The organism is Flavobacterium sp. B114r (genome assembly GCF_056824125.1).
Genome location: NZ_CP124858.1, coordinates 5,703,144 through 5,719,419, shown reverse-complemented (window position 1 = coordinate 5,719,419; position 16,276 = coordinate 5,703,144). Strand labels below are relative to the sequence as shown.

Annotated in this window: 12 protein-coding genes; 6 read left to right on the top strand and 6 right to left on the bottom strand. The window is 35.2% G+C overall.

Annotated elements, in window-relative coordinates:
- The first annotated feature begins 211 nt into the window (after nucleotides 1–211).
- From QLQ94_RS23770 to QLQ94_RS23745, 6 genes are all read left to right on the top strand, one after another.
- The gene (locus QLQ94_RS23770; RefSeq protein ID WP_482498718.1) at nucleotides 212–3,409 is read left to right on the top strand and encodes a SusC/RagA family TonB-linked outer membrane protein; all 3,198 of its coding nucleotides are present in this window, start codon (nucleotides 212–214) and stop codon (nucleotides 3,407–3,409) included.
- A 13-nt stretch (nucleotides 3,410–3,422) separates the two neighbouring features.
- Complete coding sequence (locus QLQ94_RS23765) at nucleotides 3,423–5,021, top strand: RagB/SusD family nutrient uptake outer membrane protein (RefSeq protein WP_271334372.1); 1,599 nt, start codon at nucleotides 3,423–3,425, stop codon at nucleotides 5,019–5,021.
- A 19-nt stretch (nucleotides 5,022–5,040) separates the two neighbouring features.
- Nucleotides 5,041–6,081, top strand: coding sequence for an IPT/TIG domain-containing protein (locus QLQ94_RS23760; protein ID WP_271334371.1), 1,041 nt, complete (start codon nucleotides 5,041–5,043; stop codon nucleotides 6,079–6,081).
- 102 nt (nucleotides 6,082–6,183) lie between these two features.
- Entirely contained in the window at nucleotides 6,184–7,416 is a 1,233-nt protein-coding gene (locus QLQ94_RS23755; RefSeq protein WP_271334370.1) for a glycoside hydrolase family 27 protein, read from the top strand.
- An 11-nt stretch (nucleotides 7,417–7,427) separates the two neighbouring features.
- Nucleotides 7,428–8,393, top strand: coding sequence for a glycoside hydrolase family 5 protein (locus tag QLQ94_RS23750; protein WP_271334369.1), 966 nt, complete (start codon nucleotides 7,428–7,430; stop codon nucleotides 8,391–8,393).
- Between the two features lie 594 nt (nucleotides 8,394–8,987).
- Nucleotides 8,988–10,082 carry an outer membrane beta-barrel protein gene (locus QLQ94_RS23745; RefSeq protein ID WP_271334368.1) on the top strand — a complete coding sequence of 365 codons (1,095 nt, stop codon included), beginning with the start codon at nucleotides 8,988–8,990 and terminating at the stop codon, nucleotides 10,080–10,082.
- Between the two features lie 548 nt (nucleotides 10,083–10,630).
- On the opposite strand, the gene QLQ94_RS23740 is transcribed toward QLQ94_RS23745, so the two are convergent.
- The 6 genes from QLQ94_RS23740 to QLQ94_RS23715 form a co-directional block, all read right to left on the bottom strand.
- Nucleotides 10,631–11,536, bottom strand: coding sequence for an N-acetylmuramoyl-L-alanine amidase (locus tag QLQ94_RS23740; RefSeq protein ID WP_271334367.1), 906 nt, complete (start codon nucleotides 11,534–11,536; stop codon nucleotides 10,631–10,633).
- A 34-nt stretch (nucleotides 11,537–11,570) separates the two neighbouring features.
- Nucleotides 11,571–12,140, bottom strand: a complete 570-nt coding sequence (locus QLQ94_RS23735; RefSeq protein WP_271334366.1) for a hypothetical protein — start codon at nucleotides 12,138–12,140, stop codon at nucleotides 11,571–11,573.
- Nucleotides 12,141–12,182: 42 nt separating this feature from the next.
- Nucleotides 12,183–13,496 carry a 30S ribosomal protein S12 methylthiotransferase RimO gene (rimO, locus tag QLQ94_RS23730; protein WP_271334365.1) on the bottom strand — a complete coding sequence of 438 codons (1,314 nt, stop codon included), beginning with the start codon at nucleotides 13,494–13,496 and terminating at the stop codon, nucleotides 12,183–12,185.
- 75 nt (nucleotides 13,497–13,571) lie between these two features.
- Nucleotides 13,572–13,703 carry a hypothetical protein gene (locus QLQ94_RS23725; RefSeq protein WP_271334364.1) on the bottom strand — a complete coding sequence of 44 codons (132 nt, stop codon included), beginning with the start codon at nucleotides 13,701–13,703 and terminating at the stop codon, nucleotides 13,572–13,574.
- 12 nt (nucleotides 13,704–13,715) lie between these two features.
- A complete protein-coding gene (locus QLQ94_RS23720; RefSeq protein ID WP_271334363.1) occupies nucleotides 13,716–15,218 on the bottom strand; it encodes an OmpP1/FadL family transporter in 1,503 nt (500 codons plus the stop codon).
- Between the two features lie 54 nt (nucleotides 15,219–15,272).
- Nucleotides 15,273–16,274 carry a hypothetical protein gene (locus QLQ94_RS23715; RefSeq protein WP_271334362.1) on the bottom strand — a complete coding sequence of 334 codons (1,002 nt, stop codon included), beginning with the start codon at nucleotides 16,272–16,274 and terminating at the stop codon, nucleotides 15,273–15,275.
- Nucleotides 16,275–16,276: the final 2 nt, after the last annotated feature.

Genomic DNA, 16,276 nt, shown 5'->3' with positions numbered 1-16,276 from the left:
TGGTTTGCGAATAATTCAATTTTTTATGTGTTTTATTTTAATATGTGTTTTTTTATTGATTCATAGTAAAAATATTATCATTAAATGATATAATACTATTGATTTAATGTTTTGTTGTGTTATAGATTTGTTAAATAATTTAAGAAATAAAATAGGACTCTATTTATAACTTGAATTAGGATAACAAATTTAAACTAACCAAACATTTATTATGAAAAAACTAATGACTAACTTCATTCATTGGAATGCTAACCACAAAGCGGTTCCTCTGATTTTATTTTTGTTACTGACGAGTAATTTTGTTACGGCTCAGGTAAAACTAACAGTAACAGGAACGGTATCTGACAGTAAAGGAATGACAATTCCTGGAGCCAACATTTCGATTGTTGGATCTAAAACGACTACTTCTACAGATTTTGATGGTAAATATACTATTGATGCGCCTTCTAACGGAACATTAGTGGTGTCATTTATTGGGTTCGATTCTCAAAAAATGGGGATCGCAGGAAGAACAAAAATTAACGTTTCTCTGGTGTCGAGCTCTGAGGATTTAAGAGAAGTTGTTGTAATTGGTTACGGAACTCAGAAAAAGAAAGACGTAAATGGTGCAATATCTTCAGTAAAAGCAAAAGATTTAGAGAACATAAAACAAGTTTCTATAGACCAAATGCTTCAGGGTAAAGCCGCCGGGGTTTCTGTAACAAACAATTCAGGACAGCCGGGAGGTGCAGCTTCTGTAAGGATACGAGGAACTACTTCTATCACGGGAACAAATGAGCCTTTGTATGTTATCGATGGTGTGCCAATATCAGGAGATGCTACAGGAAAATCTACAAGCGGGCAAACTTTGGCCGGTAAAGACGGGTTTTCTTCTTCAGGAGGAAGCGGGAACACGGCTATGAGCCCTTTGTCGATGATTAATCCAAGTGATATCGAATCTATGGATATTTTGAAAGATGCTTCTGCAACAGCTATTTATGGTTCGAGAGGTGCAAATGGAGTTATCATAATTACAACAAAATCCGGTAGAAAAGGTGGTGGAAAGGTTTCTTACGAGAACTACACTTCTATGAGTTCAGTTACTAATAAACTGGATGTTTTGACTTTGCCTCAATACGCAACGTTGAAAACAGATTTGGCTAAATTATGGGGATTTCAGACACGTCAGGAATTTTCGCATCCTGAATTATTGGGTCCAGGAACTAATTGGCAGGACGAAGTATATAGAACAGCAGTTTCTCAAAGTCACCAGTTATCATTTTCTGGTGCTAAAGACGGAACTAGTTACTACCTGTCAGGAAGTTATTTAGATAATCAGGGAACGATTATAAATTCAGGATTAAAAAGATATACAGTAAGATTGAATTTAGATTCGAAAATTAAACCATGGTTAAGAATTGGCGGAAATCTTACGGGAGGTATTACAAACGAGAAGGTTACAGTGAATCAAAGTTATTCAGGATTGATTTCGAATACTTTATTACAATCTCCGGATATTCCTGTTCGAAATTCTGATGGTTCATTTGCCGGACCTCCTTCATCAGAACAAAGTGTTACATATTATAATCCGGTTGCTGAGGCCTTGACCAGAGAAAATAAATTGGTCAGAAAGAATTTCTTAGGGAATATCTATGCTGAAGTGGATCTTTTTAAAGGATTAAAATACCGAATTGAAATTGCAGCCAATACGGAGTTTTCTGAAAATGATGATTTCAGACCTTCTTATGCATGGGGAAGCCAGGTAAATTTATTGGCAGATCTTGATGTGCGAAGACAAAATTGGTATTCTACAAACATCAAAAATTTATTGACTTACGATAAAACTTTCGGTAAACACAGAGTTACACTTTTGGCAGGTCAGGAAGCAAATGATTCGCATTGGGAAGGTTTAGTTGCATCAGCGCAAGGTTTTAAGACAAATTCTATTCATACTATTAACCTGGCTGATGTCGATAATAATACGATTACACAATATAAAGGCAGCGCTTCACTTGCTTCTCTTTTTGCTCGTATTATTTATGATTTCAATGATAAGTACAGTCTTACAGCTTCTGTCAGACAAGATATTTCGTCTAAGTTTGATCCTACAACTGGAAATCAAAAAGGAGTTTTTAATGCGATTTCCGGTTCCTGGAAATTATCAAACGAGTCTTTTATGGAGGGAACCCGCAAGTATGTTGATAATATCAAATTCAGAGCAGGTTATGGAGAAACAGGAAATCAGCAAATCCCGAACAACAGCTATTCTGCCATGTTAGGAGCTCAGAATTCCGGTTTAGGAAGCGGCTTTTTACCATCCAATTATCCTAATCCTAATTTGGTTTGGGAATCACTAAATCAGACCAATTTAGGTATCGATTTTACACTGCTGAATAATAAACTCTCTGCGAGTTTTGATGTCTATGATAAAAAATCAAAAGGATTTTTGTTTCAGGTGCCATTGCCGCTTTATTTAACCGGAGGTGGAGGACAATACGGAGGAATTTCTGCGCCATATTCTAATTTAGGAACAATGAGCAACAAAGGATTTGATCTTACTGTGGGTTACGATATGAGATCAGCAGGTAATTTTAATTGGGATACCTCTTTGGTTATATCACAATACAAAAATAATTTGGATGAAATCGCTAACGGAATTGTCTTGACTCAGGAAGTAAATACAAACGGATATCAGCCTGTTGTAGTGACCAATACTACAGTTGGAAATCCTATTGGTTTATTTTACGGATACAAAACAGATGGATTGTTTAAAGATCAGGCTACTTTGAATAGTGCGCCAATTCAGTTTGGTCAGGCTGTAGGAACTGCTGCCGGTCAAACAGCTTTGGGAGATGTAAAATATGTCGATGTAAATAACGATGGTAAAATAGATGCAAGTGATAAAACTTTTATCGGAAATCCGCATCCAAAATTCACTTTTGGTTTTACCAATAACTTTAAATATAAAAATGTAGACTGTTCTGTATTCTTGCAGGGATCATACGGAAATGATGTAATGAACTTAACCAGAAGAGGAGGAACAACAAATGCATCTTTATATGATAATCAGTTAGTACAAGCAATGGATTATTATTCGCCTACAAATACAGGAAGCAATAACCCGAGACCAATCGCAGATTCTGCAAATAATAATTTACTTATTTCAGATCGTTATGTAGAGGATGGATCTTATTTAAGGATTCAAAACGTAACTATCGGGTATTCATTACCACAAGATATTATTTCAAAATATAAAATATCAAGATTAAGATTGTACGGAACCGCACAAAATTTATACACGTTCACCAACTATTCTGGTTATGATCCGGAGATAGGTTCATTCAATCAAAATGTGCTTTTATCAGGAATTGACAACGGAAGATATCCGGTAGCGAGAACATTTTTATTTGGACTTAACGTAGAATTTTAAAAATTAAAACAAAATGAAAAAGAAATCTTTTTTAAATAGATATAGTTTGCTTCTTATAGCAACAGCATTTTTGACTTTTGGATCATGTCAGGATGATTTTACTGACAGACCTTCTGAGGACGGAATTAGTTTAGATTCTTATTATAGTACAAATGATCAGGTATCATCTGCTACAAACGGAATGTACAGCAGGACTTGGTTTCAAATGTATAATAAATTTTGGTGGGCACTCGAAGTGGGTTCCGGTAATATGTATTCTGGCTCTGGTGATGTAAGCGGATTAAAAACTTTCTCGATTAACGGTAGTGATCCTGAATTGGTAAACGGCTGGTCTTCGTTATGGGCAAATGTGCAGCAGTCTAATATGATTATTAATTTCCTGAAATCCAGAGTAGGACCGGATGTTTCTAAAAATGTTTTGGACAATACAATTGGAGAAGCTTATTTTTTAAGAGCTACTTCGTATTTTGATTTAGTGAGACTTTGGGGGCCGGTGCCAATTATCGAAAATCCTCTGGATTATACAAGTAATCCTTATATAAATAATAATACTGTTGCAGATGTTTATAAATTAATCACAATGGATTATTTAAAAGCGATTGACTTATTGGCTGATAAAACCAGAGGAGCTAATTATGCCAATAACGGACATGTTTCTAAAGGTTCTGCAAAAGCAATGCTGGCAAAAGTTTATTTGTATCAAAAGGATTATGCAAATGCCAGAGCAATGGCAGAAAGTGTTATCAATAGTGGTGAATTTAAATTATTAGGAGGGGATCAATTACCAGGAAAAAGCTTTGCTGATTTGTTTACATATCCAAACAATAATAACGAAGAATCTATTTTTGCGCTTCAATGGAAAACAGATGGTAACTACGGATCCGGAAATAATTGCAATACACAGTTTGGTTTTCAGGACGGAACATTATCAACTTCAAATGCAGCTTATGCGGGAGTTTTTGGTCCAAGTCAGGAAGTGCTTCTTTCTTTATATGACGACGGAGATTTAAGAAAGCATGAAACTGTAATGGTTCCCGGAGCTACTTATCCAAATATAAAAACAACACAAGGAGTTGGATTTACAGTGCCTGCAGATAAAGATCTGGCTCAGGCATCCGGAGGAGCGATTAAAAAATATTGTATCGGAGTTGTAAACGGAAATGCTACCGGTCAAATTGATAGTTGGGCAATGATGGATAATAATTCTTATGTAATGCGTTATGCTGAGTTATTATTAATTCACGCCGAAGCTGTGTTAGCAGGAGGATCAAGCACATCTGATCCGGCTGCTTTAAATTCGATAAATGCTGTTAGAAAAAGAGCAGGTCTGGCTAGTTTAACTACGGTAACTTTTGATGCAATCTTTTTAGAAAGAAGAAAAGAATTGTGCTTCGAAGGAGATTATTGGTTCGATTTAGGGCGTATCGATAAAACAAAAGCGATTGCTATTATGTCTGCGCAAAATAGGGGAGACCGATATGCTGAGATTCATTATACACCCAGATATAGTGAAGATCACGCCGCAAATGATTTCTATATGGATTATCCGGATAATGAGGTAGCTAAAAATCCAAAGTTATTACAGCCGCCAGTTCCGTATACTTTTAAATAATTATTAAAATTTAAATATTATGAAAAATATAAAAATAAAATACCTCTTTTCTTTTTTTGCAACAGCATTTGTACTGGTGGGTGGGTTTTCTTCCTGCAACAGCGATGATGCTGCCAGTGGCGGATCCGGTAATCCTGCAATTACCAGTGTCGCATTATCTAAAGAAGGGGATTTAGTTCCTGTTACGGTTGGTGATCCTAAAAATTATTATATTATTCAGGGTACAGGACTTTCGACTGTTTCAAAAATTTACTTCAATGATTTTGATACTTATTTCAATCCTGTGCTGGTTACAGATACTGCAATTTTCGTTTTAATCGATGAAAAAACGCCTTATGCAAATTCAAGCAATAAATTAAAAGTAGTGACGAAATTCGGAACGATACTTTATGATTTTATGATTTCGCCACCAACACCAAAATTAGTAAGTTATAATCCTATCAATGCTGTTGAAGGAGATATCGTAACAGTTTCCGGAGATTATTTTCTAAATCCTCTTGTAAAAGTAGGAACCGTAGATGTACCTGTAATTTCTTCAAGTTTAACAGAATTGAAATTTAAAATGCCGGCCAATGCTGCCAATAAATATGTAACAGTTACTAATATTTCAGGTTCGGCTACTTCAAAAGAAGCAATTGGTACAGCATTATTTGATGATGTATGGTACAACGACTGGTTTTATGACGGAGGAGATGATAAAGTCTCTCTGGAAAGTTCAGGCGCTGCACAAGGAAATGTAATGATAAAATCAATTAATGACGGATGGGGTGGTAACCGCTTTAGAAATAAAGATTGGGGAACTTTGGATATGGCAAATTATAGCGGAATCAGATTGTTTATTAAAGGTGAAAAAGCAGGTAAAGTGGCTATTATCCTGAACGGACACTGGAGTGATCCTGATGCTAAAGTGATTGATGTAACGACGGAATGGAAAGAATATAATCTGCCATGGAATTCCTGGCCTTTTGCTGTGACAAGTTTGCAGGATATTGTTCTAAAAGATTTTACAGGTAATAAGTCAACATATTACTTAGATAATATTGGTTTTATTCTGAAGTAATTTTTAAGGAAATCTCTTTGGTTTGAGTTTTGTTTGAAGTATTCCCTAATCTACTCAATTAGGGAATGCTTTTTTTTTAATAATTAATTTGAATTTTTAATAATGAAAAAAATCATTTTAGTAGTCGCTTTAAGCATCTCAGGTTTAGTTTTTAGTCAGGGAAATACACATACCCAATTAGCAGGAAAATTTGAAGGCCTCGCGATGACACCTCCAATGGGGTGGAATTCATGGAATACTTTTGGAACAAGTATCGATGAAAAATTAGTAAAAGAAACGGCAGATATTATGGTCTCTTCCGGGATGGCAGCTGCCGGATACAATTATATTGTACTTGATGATGGCTGGATGACCAGAGAACGAGACGCTAACGGGGATTTGATTCCGGATCCGGTTAAATTCCCTAACGGGATGAAAGCGGTAATAGATTATGTTCATAGCAAAGGATTAAAATTTGGTTTGTACAATTGTGCAGGAACACAAACTTGTGCCGGTTATCCGGGAACACGTGGTTACGAATATCAGGATGCTCGTTTTTATGCTAAACTGGGGATTGATTTTTTAAAATATGATTGGTGCAATACACAGGGAATTACAGCTAAAGAAGCTTATACGACAATGAGTAATGCACTAAAAACAGCCGGAAGGCCTATTGTATTTAGTCTTTGCGAGTGGGGAGATAATCAGCCATGGGAATGGGGGAAACCTGTTGGGAATTTATGGAGAATTTCCGGAGATATTTATCCTTGTTTCGATTGTGAGTTTAAACATCCTGAAAATTGGTCGTCCTGGGGATTCATGAAAATTGTAGAAATGCGAAAAGATATTCGTAAATATTCCGGTCCCGATCATTGGAATGATTTTGATATGATGGAAGTGGGGAATGAGATGAATGATACCGAAGATAAAGCGCACTTTGCAATGTGGTGCATGATGGCATCACCACTTGTTGCGGGAAATGATTTCAGAAAAATGTCAAAAGAAACGCTGGCAATTTTAACGAACAAAGAATTAATTGCCGTTGATCAGGATAAACTGGGAATTCAGGGTTTTAAATATTCTGCTGAAGATGGATTAGAAGTTTGGGTGAAACCTTTATCAGATGGAAATTGGGCCGTAACTTTTTTGAATAGAAGTGAAGTGCCTAAAAAAATCAATTTTGATTGGAAAAAACATGTTATTAAAGATGCTGATTTTGGATATGAAGCTGATTTTAGTAAAACAGTTTTTAAGCTTAAAGATCTTTGGAAGAATAAAGAATCTGGTACCACAAAAAAGAATTTTACTGCAGATATTGTTCCTCATGATGTGATTACATTACGACTAATTCCTTAAATCATTTTATTATGAATAGTAAAAAACACTTTTTTGCTCTTACCTTATTATTAATGTTTTCTATAGCGAATGCTCAATTTGTTAAAAATCATGGTCAGCTCAATGTTCGTGGAACACAATTGGTAGATAAAAACAATAATCCGATTGTTTTGCGTGGTATGAGTTTTGGCTGGCATAGTATGTGGCCCAGGTTTTATAATGAAAAGGCGGTGAGTTGGTTAAAAAAAGACTTTAATTGTAATGTGGTTCGCGCTGCAATGGGAATTGAACTTGGAGAATGGTCGTATGTAAAGAATCCTGAGTTTTCTAAACAAAAAATAGAAGCAGTTGTAAACGGAGCTATAAAGTCTGATATCTATGTGATTATTGATTGGCACAGTCATAATATTAATCTGAAGGAAGCTAAAGAGTTTTTTGCTGAGGTCTCTAAAAAATATGCAAAGTATCCTAATATAATCTATGAGATATTCAATGAGCCGGATCATGAATCATGGCCAGAGGTAAAGGCATACTCCGAAGAGGTAATTAAGATAATCCGGGAAAATGATGCCCATAATATTATTTTAGTTGGTTCTCCGCATTGGGATCAGGATGTAGATCTTCCGGCTGCTGATCCAATAAAAGGGTTTGATAATATTATGTATACCATGCATTTTTATGCGGCAACACATGGTAAGGAGTTACGGGATAGAACGGATAATGCTATAAAAAGTGGTTTGCCTATTTTTGTTTCAGAATCGGCGGGAATGGAAGCTTCTGGCGATGGATCTCTCGATCTCAAAGCCTGGCAGGAATATATCGACTGGATGGAAGACCGAAAATTGAGCTGGATTACCTGGTCTGTTTCTGATAAAGATGAAACTTGCTCAATTTTAAAAAAGTCGGCTAAGTCAGAAGGAAAATGGAAAGAAGAAGATTTAAAAGAATCAGGAATTAAAGTTCGTGAGTTTTTAAGGAAATACAATACGCAAGATTAGCATTGCTTGCGTGATTTTTTAAGGAAAGCCTGTTCAATCTTGAACAGGCTTTTTGTTTGTTTTTAACTCTGAAATAACAACTGCTTTTTATGAATTACTCCTATTTTGTTTATTTTTATTTTTGTAGGAATTTATACAATTTATTTTATTGCTTTTTAAATTTTTTACGTCATGCTGTATTTTGTGTTTATTTTTTTGTTTTTGTACTTGACCCCCTATTTTTTATAGGGTTGATTTTTTTTTTAGACATTTTATTGTGTTTTTATCTTGTTTTTTAGTTCCTATTTGGCTTTGATGTTTAATTTTCTAGTGTTTTTATTTTTTAATGGTTGTCAAATTTTCAAAAATAAAGAAGTATAAATGTCATATCATGATTATTGTTATTCTAATTTTTGTAATCCGTAATTCTTCCCTGAATTCGTCAAAAAAATGAATTTCAATTCTTTTACTCATACAAAAGTTAATAAATTCGCTAATGAAAATGAGGGTGTTTGAGAGACGAATAAGAGGTTTTAGAAATGACTTATACTATTAAATAGATATATAAAAGATTAACTAACCAGAATCAATTAATAACTAAAAACCAATTAAAACATGAAAAAAGTAGTACACATTTTAGCCGCGATGTTAACGAGTTCTTTTGCTTTTGCCCAAGATGATACTGACACTTCAGTTTCACCAGCAACTACTTGGGGAGGATCGGCAGACGCTTATTATAAGTATGATTTTTCAAAACAAATGAATGGATTAACGAGCTTTACCAACTCGCAAGATTCATTCGAATTAGGAATGGCTTCCGTTCAGGCAGCGCATACGTTTGGGAAGGCCTCCGTTTTTGTAGACTTAGGTTTCGGGAAGAGAGCAGGAGAGTTTTCATATAATGAAACAACAGATAAAGATATTGACGCAAAATTTTTAATTAAACAATTGTTTTTTACGTATCAGATTACAGATGAATTTAAGGTAGTGGCAGGTAGTTTTGGTACACATATAGGATATGAAGTATTAGATGCAATAGGAAATAAAAACTACAGTATGTCTTACGCATTTTCTTATGGACCATTTTTTAATACAGGTGTAAAAGCACAATATACCTCAGGAAAGTTTACTGCAATGGCCGGAATTACAAATCCTACTGATTTTAAATCAGCTATGGATGCCGGCTCGACTCAAAAAACTTTTATAGCGCAATTGGGTTATATTGGCGAGACAGGAAGTGCATATTTAAACTTTACATCAGGAAGTACTAATCCTACTCCGGGAACATTAGTGATTCCGTCTGATGAAAATAAAACACAAATTGATTTTGTGGCTTCTAAAACAATAACAGATGCTTTTTCTTTAGGATTTAATGCGACATATGCTAAAACTAAAAATGACTTTGACAGTGCTTTAGATGGTGATTGGTTTTCACTTGTAGGCTATGCTAATTATGCTTTCAAACCATCTTTGAGCTTAGCTTACAGAATGGAATATTTTGATGCTAAAAATGCTGCGGCCAATGTGGGAACATTAATGGGATCAAACGTTTTTGCAAATACAGTTTCTTTGAATTATAAAGTAGGTAAACTGACTATAATTCCTGAGTTAAGATACGATGCCGCATCTGAAGATATCTTTTTAGATAAAGATGCTATGCCAACAGGTGGTTCGTTCTACGCATTAATTGCTACAACATACTCTTTCTAGAGATAAAGATTGATATTTTTTTTTTTTTTTTGGAGCTGTCGAAACACACTAATGTTTTGGCAGCTTTTTTATTTGAGAGCTTTTTTTGTTACGACTCAAGCATTGGTAAATAAATGAAGTAAAATATTTTTCACGCAGATTTAAAAAAGATTTTGGCAGATATATTTATCACTAAATCCAGGGAGTAAATCATTTTAACCTGCTTTAAACTTTTATCCGGATAGCTATTGTAATTGACTAAATTCAGTATTTTCAATTTGTTCTAATTTGCGCATTTGAGGCAAAAAAAAAGTTGCCTAAGGAAGATTAATTGTTTTTGACAACAGAAATCGGCGACTAAATTCAGCTTTTTAATTTGTGCTAATTTGCGCATTTGTGGCAAAAAAAAGTTTCATAAAGAAAAATTAATCTTTTTAATTCCAGTAATCAGTCACTAAATTCTGCATTCTTAATTTGTTCCAACTTGTGCAATTTGCGGCAACTTCAATAAAAAAAAACGCGTTTCTAAATGTTTAGAAACGCGTTTGTATTTTGAGTATTTTCTCTTTTTATTGAACCTGCTTTTTATAAATCGAATAAATCGTATCTATTGTTTTTCGGTCTAAAGTAGCAGTTACATCAGTTTGAATATAATGTAATTTGAATGCCATAATGGCTGCTGAGAGATTTTTGGTATTATATCCTATAATTCTCAATGCGGGTTCAATTTTAAAATCAAATGGAGCTTCTTCTAAAACAGCATCCGGCCAAATTCCAAATCCTTTTTCTGCTAATGTTTTCCAGGGAAATAAAGCACTCGGGTCTTGTTTTCTGCCTGGAGCGATATCAGCATGCCCTAATATGTTTTGCGTCGGGATGTTATAGTCTTTCTTTAATTTTGTCAAAAGAGCGACTAAACTTCCAATCTGCGCTTCTGTAAAAGGTTTAAAGCCATTATTATCAAGCTCTATCCCAATTGAAGAAGAATTGATATCTGTATTTTTCCCCCAAGTTGCAGCTCCAGCATGCCATGCTCTTAAATAATCATTTAGCATTTGAACTACATTTCCATTTTCAGAAATTATATAGTGTGCACTTACCTGTGTTTTAGTTTTGGTAAACGTCTTAATCGTTTGCTGAATAGAATCCTGGGCAGTATGATGAATAATGATAAAACTTGGTTTCCTTAAATTAAAATTTACAGTACCGATCCATTCTGTATTAATGCCGTTTAGTAAATAAGTAGATCCCGTTTTTGATAAAGTATCTTTTACAATTCCAAGCTGTTGAGCATATGTAGTATCAATAACTACAGGGCTTACCGGAGGAATTGGTTGAGGTTCTTTACTCGTAATTTGATTTTCTAAAGTTTTAAGCTGCTGATCATAAACCTTCTCTGTGCTTTTGTAAGGATTTGTTGAACAACCAGTAATGATAAGGGCTAAAATCAGATAACAAAAATGTTTTTTTGCCATAATAGTTACGTTTTTTTAGATAAGACTGAAACAATTATTCTTGAATCTTTGTTTCAGTATCTTCTTTGACTTCTTTTGTGTCTTTATCTTTAGAATCTTTTTTCTTTTTTGATTTAGATGGCTTTTTTATCTCTTTAAAATCAGCCATAAAAGCAGTGTATTTTTCTACCTGATCAGGATTCAAAAAAGCAGTTATTTTTTTAGTAGTGCTTTCTCTTAAAGCTTTAATTTGCTCTAATTTTTGGTCCTGACTGCTGCTTTCGTTTTTCAAAAGAATTCCTTGTTCTTTCATGCTGTCAGTAAAAACATTTGCAATAGCAATTGCCTGAAGTTCATCAAGATTTACTACCGGTTTCATTTGTTCTACAATTTTAGCAGCTGTTTCTTCCGGAGGTGTTTCTTTAGGTTTGCTGGTATTTCCTTGCGGTCCTCCCATCATACTTCTGTCCATACCCATTCCTCCGCCTCTTCCATATCCGTTACCGCCGCCATAGCCTCCTCCACCGCCGTAACCATTATTATATCCGTTTCCGTATTGAGCCGAAACAGAATTGAAGCAGAATAAGGTAAAAACCAAAAGAAATAAAGATAGTGTAGGTTTCATAAAAATGTTTTTATCTAAAATTGATAATTCTTTAGCGTAAATTTAAGCAGGTTCTCCGTATAAATCAAATTCTGTAGCCTCTATTATTCTTATATTAACAAATTCCCCTGTTTTTACATAATGTTTAGATGCGTCAATTAAAACCTCGTTATCAACATCCGGGCTATCAAATTCAGTTCTTCCCACAAAATGAGCGCCTTCTTTTCTGTCAATAATACATTTAAAAACCTGGCCTACTTTCTCCTGATTCATATCCCATGAAATTTGCGATTGCAATTCCATTATTTCGTTTGCTCTGGCTTGTTTTACATCGTCCGGAACATCATCTTCCAGTAAATAAGCATGCGTGTTTTCTTCGTGAGAATAAGCAAAACATCCCATTCTGTCAAATTTCATTTCCTGAACGAAATCCTTCAAAATTTCAAAATCTTCCTGAGTTTCTCCGGGATATCCAACGATCAAAGTAGTTCTGATCGCCATTCCTGGAACGGCAGCACGGAAATCTTTTAATAATTGAGTTGTTTTAGCCTGAGTAGTACCACGACGCATCGATTTTAATATAGAATCCGAAATATGTTGTAACGGAATATCAATATAATTACAAATCTTAGGTTCGCGTTTCATTATTTCAAGAACATCCATCGGGAAACCTGTAGGGAAGGCATAGTGTAAACGAATCCATTCGATTCCTTCTACTTTTACCAATGCTTCTAAAAGTTCTCCAAGATTTCTCTTTTTATAAATATCAAGACCATAATAAGTTAAATCCTGAGCGATTAAGATCAATTCTTTTACGCCATTCTTAGCTAAACCTTCAGTTTCTTTAACTAATTTTTCGATAGTTTGAGAAACGTGTTTACCACGCATAAGAGGAATCGCACAAAAACTACAAGGTCTGTCGCAACCTTCGGCAATTTTCAGGTAAGCATAATTTTTTGGAGTAGTAGTCAAACGTTCTCCTAATAATTCATGTTTATAATCTGCTCCTAAAGCTTTCAATAACTGAGGTAATTCTGTTGTACCAAAATATTGATCTACGTTAGGAATTTCTTTTTCTAAATCAGGTCTGTAACGCTCAGACAAACATCCTGTAACAAAAACCTTGTCAACTAATCCTTTGTCTTTTTTGTCTGCATATTCCAAAATCATGTTTACTGATTCTGCTTTAGCGTTATCAATAAACCCACAAGTGTTGATTACGATAATGTTTCCTTCTCTTTCTGCTGGAGCTTCATGTTCAACTTCTTTTCCGTTTGCACGAAGTTGACCCATTAACACTTCACTGTCATATACATTTTTCGAACACCCAAGAGTGATTACGTTAATTTTGTTCTTTTTTAAAGACTTGGTTCTCATACTTTTATAAATTGGAGTGCAAAATTACACTTTTTTATCCAAACACCGCTTGTTTGGGTTTCTTTTACGTGTTTTTTATGAAGGTAATTCGGTAGTTGTTCTATCTTTTATAGTTGCCGAAGTTTCGTGAACGCCATAAAGAGATTTTCTTTTATTAGCGTTAAAAAAAAATCCGTCAGGTAATGCCTGACGGAAATTTCCATTCATCTATTTACTTAATTACAATTCAAATAATAAAGTCAAAGAAACATTATTTAGTTTCGATGTAATGTTAGCGCCATCTGTAAATCCTTTGGCAAAAAAGCCCTGATTCGATTTTCTTTCTAAATACGAGTAAGCTAAATCTAGTTTAGTCCCTCCAAAGTTATAGCCCAGACCTCCTGAGTAGCTGTTTAAATCTCCAATTGTAGTTCCGTTTTTATATGGGCTTCCTTCAAAACGATATCCCCCGCGAAGGCTTAATTGTTTTATCTTGTATTCAGCACCAACTCTCAATTCGCCCGCGTTTGTTAATTGATTGCTGATGTCATTGTTTACACCTCTAAATCCGGCATCGTTTGTTGGTTTGTATTTAGCGTTTCCGTAATCTTTAATAGCGTAATCAACACTAATTAAACCGGATTTTCCAAATACATAAGCTGCACTAAAAGTTGTTTTTCCGGGAGTTTGCAGAGTATAAGAATCGTAAACGTTTATAATTTTTGGGTTAACCGTGTTGTTTATTGGTTGTCCGCCCAAAGCTTGCGTAGTAGTATAGAGGCTCTGAGAAACTTCATCGTATAGGTCGTACCAAGTATTAGATTCATATGCTAAACCAAGTCTGAATGAGTCTGTAACTTTTGCGATGGCACCAAGTTGAAAAGAGAAGCCATTTCCGTATGTGTAAAGATTGTTGTTGAATTCTAAATCAGATATAGTTTCGTTTGGTTGCAGTGGATTGCTGTTCTGTTCGTAAAAACTACTTGATCTTCTGTAATCAGTGATGTGTACATTTAAATTCGCTCCAAAATAAATTCTGTCTTTATATGAGGTTGCAATATTAAAGCTTAATTTACTGTTGTATCCGCTCGTGTAAATGTTGTTTTCCTGGTAATAATTACCTCCTGCTGGTACGTTACTAGTATATTGGGTGTTGTTGTTATCGGCTGTAACGGGATTGATTACATAGCCTTCTCCGCCAAAAAAGGCTTGCTGTTGCGTGTAGGACATATCTCTATAGTCTAAGCGTTTTATATCTCCTAAAGGTACTCCGTTGGCGTAGGCTAAGAAATATTTATCAATGGAGTTCGTCGGGTTTGTTCCTGCAGAAAAAACACTATTATTGAAATTGTTCGTGTTTTCGTAATTTACTCCAATAGAAATTTTCTTCCAGTTATTATTCGGGTTATGATCATGAAAAACAAAAACAGCTCCTGCTTGATTTAGAAGAAATGTATTTTCTTTATCACTAGTTTGAGTGCCAAAATAGTTTGAGTTGTTTTTAATGCTCTGATTACTAAAAGTTATTCCTGTCTGGTTGTTTGTGAAAATAGCAGATCCTGCAGGATTGACACTCAGAGACGATAAGTCTCCGCCAACTGCTCCAAATGCGCCACTCATTGCTCTGAATCTTGCTGTTCCCGTTAGGTTGTCTTGTGAGTAACGAAGAGCGTCTGAAACTTCTTGCGAGTGTGAGACGCTGGCAGTTAATCCTGTAATAAATAGGAATAATATTTTTTTCATTTGGATAAGTTTTTAGTTTATTTTTTTTGTATAAGTGAAAAGTGAAAGAAGGGATTATCTTCTTCCGCCTCCACCTCCACCGTAAGATCTTCCGCCACCGCCACCGCCGCCAGATGATCTCATGCTTCCGCCGCCACTATTCATAGAACGTGATGGGCTAGGAGAGTAGCTTCTTGATGGAGCATTGCCGTTGCTGCTATTGTAATTTCTGGTTGAAGTAGAACTACTTGATCTTCTGTTAGAATAGTCGTAGCTGTTGTTTTGTCCTTGAGTTGACGAACTTCTTCTGTTTGTAAAATTAGGGTTTGAAGAATCATAGGTTCTTCCATTTGTGCCAGAACTTCTTCTGAAATCTGTATAACCACTTTGTCTGTTGGTTGTATAGTTTCTATTTGAATTGTAGTTTCTGTCAGAATTAGAATTTCTGGTAGTATAGCTTCTGTTCGTTGTAAAGCTTCTGTTGGTGTAACCTCCTCTGTTAGAAGCATAGTTTCTGTCTCCGTAATAAGATGCAGATCCTCTTCTTCCGTAGCTATATGAGTAATTGTTGTATCTATTGTAGCCAGGTCCCCAATATCCAGGATAACCCCATCCCGGGTAGCCCCATCCAGGTCCCCAGTAGTTAGGATAACCCCATCCTCCTCCGTAACCCCATCCGTAATAAGGATATCCAAATCCAAGTCCGAATCCCATTGACCATGTAGGGTCAGAATAAATATTTACAGAAACGTCTGAATTGGCGCTTCCCCAGGCTGGGTAAGCATTTGCGACTGATTGTATACTATCGCTGTCAGAATAATTACCATAATTATCTACATCTGTAAAAATTTCAGTTGACTGATTGTCATCTTGCAATGATCTAAAGTAATCCTTATATTGATTATTTGTATTTGTGGTAGTTGTTTGAGCATAGGTTCTTGGTGAGCCGCCGTATACTCCATCATTGTCATGATAAGAAGTATTTTGGTAAGAACCACATGATGCTAGTAGAAAACTCAATAATCCAATTAAGTAAAAATGACTTGAGTTTTGGCGGAGAGTTGTATAAGTTTTCATAT

Bases quoted from the DNA above. Each gene is read 5' to 3' on its own strand.
- QLQ94_RS23750 (WP_271334369.1), top strand. From the start codon at position 7,428: ATGAATAGTAAAAAACACTTTTTTGCTCTTACCTTATTATTAATGTTT.
- QLQ94_RS23755 (WP_271334370.1), top strand. From the start codon at position 6,184: ATGAAAAAAATCATTTTAGTAGTCGCTTTAAGCATCTCAGGTTTAGTT.
- QLQ94_RS23715 (WP_271334362.1), bottom strand. From the start codon at position 16,274: ATGAAAACTTATACAACTCTCCGCCAAAACTCAAGTCATTTTTACTTA.
- QLQ94_RS23760 (WP_271334371.1), top strand. From the start codon at position 5,041: ATGAAAAATATAAAAATAAAATACCTCTTTTCTTTTTTTGCAACAGCA.
- QLQ94_RS23725 (WP_271334364.1), bottom strand. From the start codon at position 13,703: ATGAATGGAAATTTCCGTCAGGCATTACCTGACGGATTTTTTTTTAAC.
- QLQ94_RS23765 (WP_271334372.1), top strand. From the start codon at position 3,423: ATGAAAAAGAAATCTTTTTTAAATAGATATAGTTTGCTTCTTATAGCA.
- QLQ94_RS23745 (WP_271334368.1), top strand. From the start codon at position 8,988: ATGAAAAAAGTAGTACACATTTTAGCCGCGATGTTAACGAGTTCTTTT.
- QLQ94_RS23740 (WP_271334367.1), bottom strand. From the start codon at position 11,536: ATGGCAAAAAAACATTTTTGTTATCTGATTTTAGCCCTTATCATTACT.
- QLQ94_RS23720 (WP_271334363.1), bottom strand. From the start codon at position 15,218: ATGAAAAAAATATTATTCCTATTTATTACAGGATTAACTGCCAGCGTC.
- QLQ94_RS23735 (WP_271334366.1), bottom strand. From the start codon at position 12,140: ATGAAACCTACACTATCTTTATTTCTTTTGGTTTTTACCTTATTCTGC.
- QLQ94_RS23770 (WP_482498718.1), top strand. From the start codon at position 212: ATGAAAAAACTAATGACTAACTTCATTCATTGGAATGCTAACCACAAA.
- rimO (WP_271334365.1), bottom strand. From the start codon at position 13,496: ATGAGAACCAAGTCTTTAAAAAAGAACAAAATTAACGTAATCACTCTT.